Source organism: Undibacterium sp. Dicai25W, from assembly GCF_049340505.1.
Lineage (GTDB): Bacteria > Pseudomonadota > Gammaproteobacteria > Burkholderiales > Burkholderiaceae_D > Undibacterium > Undibacterium jejuense.
On sequence record NZ_JBMPOQ010000018.1, the window covers coordinates 1 to 11,385 of the forward strand.

The 11,385-nt window shown below is 44.9% G+C and carries 7 protein-coding genes; 4 read left to right on the plus strand and 3 right to left on the minus strand.

Features of this window, described 5'->3' with window-relative positions; translation table 11 throughout:
• A partial coding sequence (locus tag ACO0KY_RS16035; RefSeq protein ID WP_423047717.1) for a TonB-dependent receptor plug domain-containing protein occupies positions 1–2,203 on the minus strand: 2,203 nt, incomplete at its 3' end.
• Positions 2,204–2,776: 573 nt separating this feature from the next.
• On the opposite strand from ACO0KY_RS16035, the gene ACO0KY_RS16040 reads away from it, so the two are divergent.
• Positions 2,777–4,096, plus strand: a complete 1,320-nt coding sequence (locus ACO0KY_RS16040; protein WP_186912057.1) for a dicarboxylate/amino acid:cation symporter — start codon at positions 2,777–2,779, stop codon at positions 4,094–4,096.
• 84 nt (positions 4,097–4,180) lie between these two features.
• Here the strand turns inward: ACO0KY_RS16040 and ACO0KY_RS16045 are convergent, their stop codons facing one another.
• Positions 4,181–5,455, minus strand: coding sequence for a TCR/Tet family MFS transporter (locus ACO0KY_RS16045; protein ID WP_423047719.1), 1,275 nt, complete (start codon positions 5,453–5,455; stop codon positions 4,181–4,183).
• 222 nt (positions 5,456–5,677) lie between these two features.
• On the opposite strand from ACO0KY_RS16045, the gene ACO0KY_RS16050 reads away from it, so the two are divergent.
• The 3 genes from ACO0KY_RS16050 to ACO0KY_RS16060 all read left to right on the plus strand — a co-directional run bounded on the left by ACO0KY_RS16050 (position 5,678) and on the right by ACO0KY_RS16060 (position 10,641).
• On the plus strand, positions 5,678–6,982 hold the full coding sequence (locus ACO0KY_RS16050; protein ID WP_423047721.1) for a hemolysin family protein: 1,305 nt from the start codon (positions 5,678–5,680) through the stop codon (positions 6,980–6,982).
• A 72-nt stretch (positions 6,983–7,054) separates the two neighbouring features.
• A complete protein-coding gene (locus ACO0KY_RS16055; protein ID WP_186912054.1) occupies positions 7,055–8,329 on the plus strand; it encodes an Hsp70 family protein in 1,275 nt (424 codons plus the stop codon).
• Positions 8,330–8,406: 77 nt separating this feature from the next.
• Entirely contained in the window at positions 8,407–10,641 is a 2,235-nt protein-coding gene (locus ACO0KY_RS16060; protein ID WP_423047723.1) for a bifunctional diguanylate cyclase/phosphodiesterase, read from the plus strand.
• A 62-nt stretch (positions 10,642–10,703) separates the two neighbouring features.
• Here the strand turns inward: ACO0KY_RS16060 and ACO0KY_RS16065 are convergent, their stop codons facing one another.
• On the minus strand, positions 10,704–11,207 hold the full coding sequence (locus ACO0KY_RS16065) for a Spy/CpxP family protein refolding chaperone (RefSeq protein ID WP_423047725.1): 504 nt from the start codon (positions 11,205–11,207) through the stop codon (positions 10,704–10,706).
• Positions 11,208–11,385: the final 178 nt, after the last annotated feature.

Below are 11,385 nucleotides of genomic sequence, written 5' to 3' on the forward strand. Positions count from 1 at the left end.
GACCAACGTTCAAGTAAGGTAAAGTAACGCTATCGATACGCCCCTTATTCAAACCAGGGTGTGTTTTTTCTAAGCCTGGATTACGTGGAAGACGCCCAACTAAAGCCGCAAATCCAGGAATCTTATCTTCATTATCCACTAAATACTGTGCATCTAAAGATTGAATCGTATCTCTTTGCTTAATGCCGAACCAGTCAATCGACGCGGTTAAATCTTTAATTGGTTGCAGAACCAATCCAAAAGAGTAGTTGTTTGCTTTTTCAGCTTTCAGATTTGGATTGCCTTGCAAATACGCTTTCGGGCCATATGAGCACTGCGCACCAACATAACCGAGAGGTCCGCAACGTGCCCAGTCTGCTACGGTTACATACGCTGTCGTAGTAGCGCCAATCTCAGGCAAGGTAGGTGCTTTGAATGAAGTCGTGGCAGAACCACGCACCAATATCTTATCTGAAGGACGCCATGCAAATGCGAGCTTAGGATTGACTGAGTTACCAAAATCACTGTAATGATCACCGCGTAATGCCGCCTGCATTTCTACATCTTTCAACACAGGAACATTGAATTCGCCATAAGCGGAGAACACAGAACGGCTAGCCTTGGCGGCCGTAGCTCCGTAGTTTGCAATATTTCCCGCTGCCATTACCGGATCTGGTACATCATCAATCGACTCATGGCTAAATTGCGTTCCCCAAGCGAAACCGACTGGTCCGTTTGCAATAGAAAATACATCCGCCTTAGACATTTTCCATTCTGCAGTTTCCAGTCGCGAAGTAGCGCGACGCAATGTAGTGGTCAACATAGGGTTAACTACGCTGGCAGGATTTTGGTATATGAAAGGATCATAACCAGTTTTGCCTAACAAACCGGCTTGCAAAGAAGCAGAGGAGACGTCTTTTAATACTTGATTCGTCGTAAAGTCATCAATGTGGTTTTGATTCAGGCTAATTGCCGCTTCACTATCCCATTGACCAACCGTACCGCGCCAGCCACCGACAAGGCGAATCGTGTCACTATTGATGGTCTCGATTTTGTTGCCTGCTTCATAGATAGCGCGGAAGACGCGGAGGCGATCACCAGGTGTAAAGCCTTGCAAGCTACCATCTGCACTTGGACCAGGTAAATTGTTCAAACCTGGATTTGTTGATCCATTGGTGTTACCAATAAAACTGCTAGAGAAACCAGGCAAACCTTGCTGAATTGTAGTTTTGCTGCTGGTAACACCAGCTTCTGCGAATAATTCGTCAGTACTATTCAGTTTTTTCGTAAAAATAGAAGAAACACCAATACGTTCTATTCTTGGAGACTGTTGCGTAGCTGGATTAGTGAAACATACTTGATCTTTCGTGCCATCACTAATTCCAATAGTTCCACGGCAGCCTGGTATTGCATAGCCTGGTTCGCCATTGTCGTAATCTTGTACGCTACCTAAATACAAGTTGGTTTTACGCTGGTCAGTGCCGCCAAAACGACGGTAGTCTGGATTAGCATAGAAGTCGTGTTTATCGCTCCACAACGGATTACGTAAATAGGCGTCCACAGTGAGTAAAATGTTGTGTCCATCAACATCAATGTCACCAAAACCTGCTGTAATACTTGTGTTGTAAGTGCCGCCGTCACCTTTTTGGTTGGAGCCGACATTGGCGGTTGCTTCTACGCCCTGATAATTTTTACGAGTTTTAAAGTTAATTACACCTGCGACCGCATCGGAACCATAGATAGCAGAAGCGCCATCACGTAAAATTTCAACCGAATCAATTGCCGCCAAAGGTAGGCTATTCAAATCAACGAAGGAGTTTTCTGCACCATCGGCAAAACCGTAACTCGCCAAACGTCGACCATTCAATAAAATCAACACATACTTAGCATCCAGTCCACGCAATTGGGCTGAAGCTGCACCACTGGCAAATGAATCTTTCGAGGTTCCATCCAAGGAGATTGCCATAGATGGCAATTTGCTCAGCAATTCAACTACTGTGCTTGCACCGGTTTTTTCAATCGCTTCACGTTTAATTACTTCAACAGGAGTAGGTCCCTCCACATCAATACGTGAAATATTAGAACCAGTGATAACCACACGTTGCGCTTTAGCATCTGATGCTGTGGTCGTTTCCTGTGCATGTGCGACCATCATTGCACTACTTGCCACTACTGTGAGCGCCACGCGTACAGCGTTTACTCCAATCTTTTCTCTAAATTCCATTCCCGCTCCCGGTTTATTTAATCGATTTATTTTTTCGTTTTGAATAGTGGAATATGAACAATGCTTTCAGCAAAAATAAATAATGCATTCAACATTTTCAATAAAATTATTTATATGAAAATTTTCTCCCTATTTATTTAGATTATTAAATAGTTCGTTACAACCGTGTTGCAAGTTGTAGTACCTGACACAACACTTTTCTTATATTTATTTATAAACAGAGAAACTTCGGCTTTAACACTTTTTAACAAAATATTTTTAAAGAAATTGATTTTTTAAACTAATTTTTAATGAAATAAAACTGTGCCCAACCTATTTACCCAGTCATTATCAATGTTGATTTTGAAATATTGTTGTTTTAAATATATTTGTAACAGGCTTTGAAGAGTTTGCGTTATGAGCTTATGAAGAATCAATCTTAATCAAATCAGTTTTGAAACAACCGTGGTGTGGAAAGCCACAATAGCCGTACAGGGCTTAATTTTTGATAATGAATTCACCGACGGAACAATATTCCGCGTCAGGGTTGCCAGAATCAGCTAAGGCGACACCTTCCTACATAACGGAGACAATATGCAGCCGCAACCAATCTACAAATCCCTGTACTTTCAGGTGATCGTCGCCATCATTTTGGGCGTCGCACTTGGCCACTTCTACCCCGAATCTGGCGCCGCCATGAAACCGCTCGGTGATGGCTTCATCAAACTAATCAAAATGATGATTGCACCAATTATTTTTTGTACGGTAGTCATCGGTATTGCGGGTATGGAGGACATGAAAAAAGTCGGAAAAACCGGCGGTATGGCCTTACTGTATTTTGAAATTGTCAGTACCTTAGCGCTGGTTGTGGGCTTATTCATGGTCAACATTCTGCAACCTGGCGTAGGTATGCATATTGATGTGCATTCCCTCGATACCAAAGGCATTACCGCTTATACAGGGCCAGGTAAGATGCAAACCACGGTGGAATTCCTGATGGCGATCATTCCTTCAACTATCGTCGACGCCTTTGCGAAAGGCGAGATCTTGCAGGTATTATTGATCGCGGTTTTCTTCGGCTTCGCCTTGCACCGTTTTGGTGGTCGCGGCACGCTGGTGTTTGATTTCATCGAAAAAATCTCTCAAGTCTTATTTGCGATTGTCGGCTACATCATGAAAGTCGCGCCGATTGGTGCTTTTGGTGCGATGGCATTTACGATTGGTAAGTTTGGTGTCGGCTCCATCGTGAAATTGATTTACCTGATGGGAACCTTTTATGGCACTTGTCTGATTTTTGTTTTCGTCATTCTTGGTGCAATTGCACGCTTCCATGGTTTTAGCATCTGGAAATTTGTCAAATACATCAAAGAAGAACTGCTAATTGTGCTTGGTACGTCTTCTTCCGAATCCGCATTGCCGGGGATCATTGGCAAGTTGGAAAAACTCGGTGTTAAAAAGTCAGTGGTGGGTCTGGTGATCCCAACGGGCTACTCATTTAACCTCGATGGCACTTCGATTTATCTGACGATGGCTGCGGTATTTATTGCACAAGCGACAGATACGCCGATGAGCTTGTTGCAACAACTCACTTTACTCGCGGTCCTGTTGCTGACGTCCAAAGGCGCTGCTGGCATCACGGGAAGCGGCTTTATCGTATTGGCGGCGACCTTGTCAGCTGCCAGTGATGTACCAGTTGCGGGCCTGGCATTGATCCTTGGGATTGATCGCTTTATGTCAGAAGCCCGTGCGTTGACAAATCTGGTCGGCAATGGTGTGGCAACGATCGTGGTTGGTAAATGGGGTAACGATGTTGATATGCAGCGCCTCAATCAGGTCTTAAACAATCAACCAGTCGCTGAACTTGAACATCAGGACGAACACGAAGCGATGATTTCAACGTCCAAGCATATGTAATTCTCTGACGTAATTTTCTGATTATGAGTTGAAAAAAAATAGCGAACTTCGGGTTCGCTATTTTTTTATTCATTAAATTTTCATTCAGTCTTTCAATGTGGACTGCTTCGTTTTTCGCATATGTAGAAAAGCCAAAATTAAAGCCATGAATTGAACTGACGCAGCCATAAAAAACGGTGCTCCGAGAAGAAGGCTACCACGCGGCGCATGACTGACCTGCGCCAGCAAACTGGTACCAGCTAAGGTCGCAGCAACACTCATGATACTTGCCAGCGCACTAAGTGAACCCATCGCAACACCTTGAGAACGCGCATCGACAGCTCGTGAGAAAAACGCCTGCAAAGCCGGTCCTGCAGCAAAGGCCAACACATTACACAAAATCAGCACGTACATCATCCAGCCTTGCGTGGCCAAGCCGTACAAGGTCAATGCGGCGCAAGAAGAAATCAGACCAAACAGGATTGCATTCGCATCACCCACCAATTTGATATAGCGACCAAGGAACACGCCCTGCATCACGACGCTGGAAATACCCACCATAAATAAGGAAAGACCATTCTGCATAGGCGTCCAGCCAAAGCGCAATTCAGTCGATAAAACCCAAGTGGTTTGTAATGTGAATTGGGCAAACATGGTTAAACCGTAGACCCAGACCAAAGAACCTACGCCGCGTAAATGGGCAAGACCACTCAGCCCTGCGAACGGATTCGCTGATCCGATCGAGAAGGTTTTACGATTTTCTAGCGGCAAGGATTCTGGTAAAGAAAAATAACCATAAACCACGTTAGATAAGGACACAGCAGCGGCCAGGTAAAACGGATAATGTATATTCGCCTCACCCAACAGACCACCAGTAACAGGACCACAAATAAATCCTAAGCCAAACATCGCCCCAATTTTACCTAAAGCTTTACTGCGATTTTCAGGACTTGATACATCGGCAATATACGCATTAGCAACGGACAGATTTCCCGCCGTTACGCCGCCTAAAGCACGTATGATTAGTAGCCAATAAATGCTGGTTGCTTGTGTCAACATTAAAAAATTGAGCCCTAGACCAAACACACAAGTCAGTAAGACGGGGCGGCGGCCAAAACGGTCACTCAAGGCGCCAATAACCGGCGCAAAGAAAAATTGCATCACACCGTAAATGGCGACGATCGCTCCATACCAATGCGCTTGCGCATCGGCTTGTTGGGTAAAAGCACCAACCAGACGTGGCAGTACCGGAATAATCAAACCGATTCCTAAAATATCCAGAAATACAGTGATCAGAACAAAACGAACGTTCGTCGGGACTATCGGAGCTTCTGATGCGGCTAAGCTAGAGGGGGAGTGAGGTTGGTCTGGCGTAGTCATCCGTGCGGGCTTTCAGTTGAGGTCAGCGTTTAGTACATAAACGCATAGCATGCAGCAATGAAACAACACTACGGCGGTTTGCTGTCATTTCCATGCAATCGCAATAGTATATGATTCAAATCATAGAACTTACGCAAAATTATTGTTTGCCAAAAAGTCATTACTCTACCCTTGACGCATATTGCACAGGGTAAACCAGCTTATAAGTATTCAGGAGCACTTATGCCCTTATTTGATCACTTTTTGGTGATTGCATTGTTAGTCGCCATCAGTGCGTTTTTTTCAATGTCAGAAATTTCTTTGGCAGCGGCACGTAAGGTGAAATTGCAAGTGTTGGAGTCCGAAGGCGAATTACGCGCTGCCAAAGTATTGGAGTTACAACAAGAGCCCGGACACTTTTTTACGGTAGTCCAAATTGGACTGAATGGTGTAGCGATACTCGGCGGTATCTTGGGTGAGCAAGCTTTAACGCCCTATTTTGCCAAGGCATTTCACACCTTTCTGGGAGACTTCGCGTGGGTTGATACGCTGAGTTTCCTGACTTCATTTTTATTCGTCACCTCAATTTTTATTCTCTTTGCTGATTTGATGCCCAAGAAAATGGCGATGATCGCACCCGAAGCAGTGGCAATTTTTGTTGTCACGCCGATGTTGTTATGCGTTCGTGTGTTTAAGCCTTTAGTGTGGGTGTTTAACGGGCTGTCGAATCTGATTTTCGGGCTATTAAGTTTGCCAACAGAAAGAAACGAGCAGATTACATCTGACGAAATTTATGCAATGGTCGATGCCGGTGCCGAAGCCGGTGTCCTGCAAGCACGTGAACATCACATGATAGGCAATGTGTTTGAACTGGAAAGCCGGACGGTTCCGAGTGCTATGTCGCAACGTGACAGCATCGTCTATTTCAGCTTGCAGGACAGCGATGTCGTCATCAGGCAAAAAATTGCCGAGCATCCACATACCAAATTTTTGGTCTGTGATGGACATATTGACAACGTCGTTGGCTATGTTGAGTCTAAGGATATTTTAAAGAGGGTATTAACCAATCAAGCGTTCTCAAAAGTCCAGGAATTGTCAATACGTACCGCCTTAGCAGTACCGGATTCTTTAACTTTATCTGAGATGCTGGAGCAATTTAAAGGTACGCGTGAAGATTTTGCAGTAATTTTGAATGAATATGCACTGGTGGTCGGTGTGATCACCTTGAATGATGTATTAAGTACCTTGATGGGCAATCTGGTGCATCCTTTCCTTGAAGATCAGATCGTACAGCGCGATAGTAATTCATGGCTCATTGATGGAGCGACAACAATTGAAGATGTCTGCCGGGCGCTTGATATTGATTCCTTGCCCGAGCAGGGCAGCTATGAGACTATTGCAGGCTTCATGATGACGATGCTCAAAAAAATACCGAAACGTACTGACTACGTCATGGTGGGTGCGTACAAATTTGAAGTCGTCGATATTGACCATTATCGTATCGATCAATTGCTGGTGGTTCGTGTCGACGAGGCACCAGCGTCTTAAAAATAATTTGCAGAATTTCAACGCCGCCAGCATCAGGTTGACGGCGTTTTCGTTTTTTATCAGGAAAGTTTCATGTCTCAAGCTTGCGGAGTAGATTTTGGTACCTCAAATTCAACAGTGGGTTGGCATCAAGCCAATCAGCCAGCACTGTTAACACTGGAGCAAGATAAAGTCACCTTGCCATCGGTGGTGTTTTTTAATGCCGAAGATGATGAAGTAAGCTATGGTCGCGCTGCGCTGACGAATTATCTGGCAGGTTATGAAGGGCGCCTGATGCGCTCAATGAAAAGCTTGCTAGGCACCAGTTTGATGGATGGTCAGACCGAGGTACTTGGTAAATCTGTACCTTTCCGTGGTTTATTGGCGCAATTTATCGGTGAATTGAAACGACGCGCAGAAACGTCCGCCGGACTTGCGTTTGACTACGCCGTGTTAGGTCGCCCGGTGCATTTTATTGATGACAACCGAAATGCCGACCGTATTGCGCAAAACACCTTGGAAGATATTGCGCTTGCCGTTGGTTTTAAGGAAGTCCATTTCCAATTTGAGCCAATTGCTGCTGCCTTCGATTACGAGTCGCGTATTGCCAAAGAAGAATTGGTGTTGATTGCCGATATTGGCGGCGGTACCTCGGACTTCTCACTGGTACGTTTGTCACCCGAACGTTCACACGTGCTGGATCGGAGTGCCGATATTTTAGGCAATGGCGGTATCCATATCGGTGGTACAGACTTTGATAAGTATCTGAGCCTGGCGCAAATCATGCCTTTACTTGGACTTGGTGGAAGATTGTCAAATCAGACGGATATCCCATCGAGTTATTACTTTAATCTTGCCACTTGGCATACAATTAATCAGGTATACACGCAAAAAGTAGGACGCGAGTTGTTGGATGTATATCGTGATATTCAGAATCCGGAATACCGCATGCGCTTTGAACGCTTGCTCAATCTGGTCGAAGACCGTGATGGACATTGGTTGGCAATTAAATCTGAAGAAGCCAAGATTTTGCTGTCGGATGTCGATAGCATCGATCTGAGATTAGAACGCTTACGCAGCAAGCAAGCGTCCGCAAGCTGCTCACTGGTCATGGAGCAAAAAGACTTACAATCAGCAGTTGGACATCTGAGCGCAAGTATTGCTGGCGCTGTATCTCAGGTGATACAAGACGCCGGAATACGCGCAGACCAGGTTGATACTGTGTTTTTTACTGGTGGCTCTAGCGGTGTGCGTGGTTTGCGCCAGCAAATCGCCGCAATTGTTCCAGATGCACGTAAAGTGGAAGGTGATTTATTTGGAAGTATTGGTGCCGGGCTAGGCTTGGATGCAGCACGCCGATTTACTTAACCCCGGTCTTTTCGTTTGCAGTCTATAGGATATACTTATCGAAGTAATCCTATCGATTTTCCCAACCCGGGGGTAGCATGCCTATCGACGACGATGCTTTGTTCATTGAAGACGATTCAAATGAAGGCTCATTATCAGGATCTGCCGCACCAGTTCGCAGCTGGAAAATTGCCATTGTCGACGACGACGAAGATGTACACAAAACAACTTGTTTTGCACTGCAATACACACAAATCCTGAATCGCCCCCTGGAATTCATCCATACCTATTCCAAAGAAGAAACCCGTCGGGTCTTTGCCACCGAATCAGATATCGCGGTGATCCTGCTTGATGTCGTCATGGAAACCGAGCAGGCCGGACTGGAGTTGGTCAGCTACATACGGGATGAATTGCAATGGCGTGACACCCGCATTATTTTGCGCACCGGTCAACCTGGCTACGCTCCTGAAGAAGATGCCATCCGCGATTTCGATATTAACGATTACAAGACCAAGAATGAACTGACGCGCAAAAAGCTGCTGACGTCATTGACAGCGGCGATTCGCTCCTACGAGCAAATTTGTACCATTAATGCCAGCCGGCGTGGTTTGCACCAAATCATCCTTTCCAGCGCTTCATTCACGTTTGATCATGGTATCCAGGCATTTGCTGCGGGTGTCATCACGCAAATTGCAGCACTTTGCGGCGTGCCACCAGAAGGTTTGCTGTGCGCGCAAGGTGAATTAAACGAAGGTGAAACTGGCCAGCAATTCAATGTCATTGCCTCGGCTGGTCACTATAGTAATCTCATGAATTGTGCTATCGACGATATCGATAATATGAAGGTCAGGGATGCACTCAAACACGTTCTGACCAACCGTGAATCACTGTTCAGCGAAAATAATATGACCTTGTATTTTGCTGGCAGAGGCAATCGCCCGCTGGCAGCATATATTGATTTGCCCTATGCACTGTCTGAGATCAATCACAATTTATTAGAAGTGTTTTGTTCTAATCTTGGTGTTTGTATCGATAATCTCAGCCTCGTCAATCAACTTAAAAATCATGCGTATCGCGATCAATTACTCAAACTTCCAAATCGTCTGAAGTTTATTGATGAGATCAATGACATTATCAAAAATAAAACTGCGCATCAGGTGCTGGCGTTGATAGACATTGATGACTTCGCAGAAATTAACGATGTACTAGGCCATCACTACGGAGACTTATTACTCAAGGCTGTTGCAGATCGTTTGCGCTCAGATCTTGGCCAAAATATTTTTTTGGCGCGCATTTCAGGTGATGTGTTTGGTCTGCTTGGCCATGAGTCACAATTGCGTCCAGAGTTATTAAAAGCACTGTTTATTTCACCTTTTGTTTTTGATGACACCGCACATGCAGTCTCCACCTCTATTGGCATGGTCGAATTATCCGGTTATGAGAGTGATGGAGCTGAAGCGTTAAAAGATGCCAGCATCGCCTTAAAACGCTGCAAAACCTACCAGCGTGGCAGCTACACCTTATTTACCCGGAAAATGGGACTGGAGATCCGTGAACGTGCAACCCTGATGCAACATCTGCACGAAGCCTTTGATGCCGAGCGCCTCTTTTTAATGTACCAGCCACAAATTGAATTAAGTACCAAGCGTTTTATCGGTCTGGAAGCATTGATACGTTGGCGTACAGATGATGGACAATTGATTCCGCCGACCGAATTTATTCCACTGGCGGAGTATTCTGGTCTGATTGTCAGCCTTGGTGCCTGGGTGTTACGTACTGCCTGTTTTTTAATGGTAAGACTGCAAAAAGCAGGAATAGCACCTGAGCGTATAGCCGTCAATGTCTCAGTAGTGCAATTCCGCCAGGATGATTTTGTCGACAACGTGCGTAAGGCATTGAAGGATAGCGGCTTACCGCCAAATCATTTGGAATTAGAAATTACTGAATCCGTCACAATGGCCAGTGCCAGCATGTTTGAAGCACGTTTGCACGAACTGAAAAACATGGGTATTCATATCGCAATCGATGATTTTGGTACCGGTTTTTCATCCTTAAGTTATCTCGATAAATTACCTGTGGACAGGCTCAAAATTGATCGTGCATTTGTACAGCAAATTGATACCCCCGAAGGTCCAAGGATTGCTGAACTCATCACGCAATTAGGCAAAAAACTAGGATTAACGGTGATTGCCGAAGGTATAGAAACACAAACCCATTGGGACGTTTTGAGTGCGATGGGTTGTCATGAAGGACAAGGTTTTTTAATGGGGCGACCAATGCCAGAAGATTTATTACTGGAATGGATTAAAGAGTTCGGCATGGCGAGTAAATAATTCGCAAAAAAAAATGGGCTGCGGCACCTGCCATAGCCCATTTTTTATAAAAGGATTACACCCTATTTACCATCTCTTTCCATTTGTTTTGCCATACGCTCTTGCATATCTTTTCTCATCCGGCTATGGCTTTCATCGAAGGTTTTTTGCTGTTCCGGCGTTAATATCGCGTATAAGCTTTTTACGGCTTTCAAACGCGTTTGCATCAAGGCCTCGTGCTGCTTCATGCGCTCAAGCGCGAGTGTCATACGATCTGGCGTACTGAGTTTTTCAATATCCTTCTCTTGTGGGCGTTCAGGCATATTGGTCGGTATCATCGCTTGCGTGAAGCTCGCCCAGGCTGGTTCCTGAGCGCTGGTGATTTTTAATTTATCATGCATTTCGGCCTGATGCTTTGCCATATGCTCCTTCATTTTTTCGGCATTTTCAGCCGAATGTGGCCTCATCATATCTGGGTTTGAAGGTCCCATTGAAGCAGATGCAGACATTTGCGCGTATGCCATTGAGGTTGCAGTAGATGCAGAAAAAATCAGACCCATTAACAAAGTTTGCGGAATATTTTTCATCATTTCTCTTTTTCCGATACTAAAAAAGCCCAAACTTTGCAGAAATTCATTGGTAAAAAAATTGACCTGCGATTGAGCAACATGAATTGAGTTGGCCATTTTTAAAGCCACCTCAATTTGGAGGTATAGTGTTCCTTTCTTGTATCCTCACAATATCAATTATGCGCTGGTTTGTATC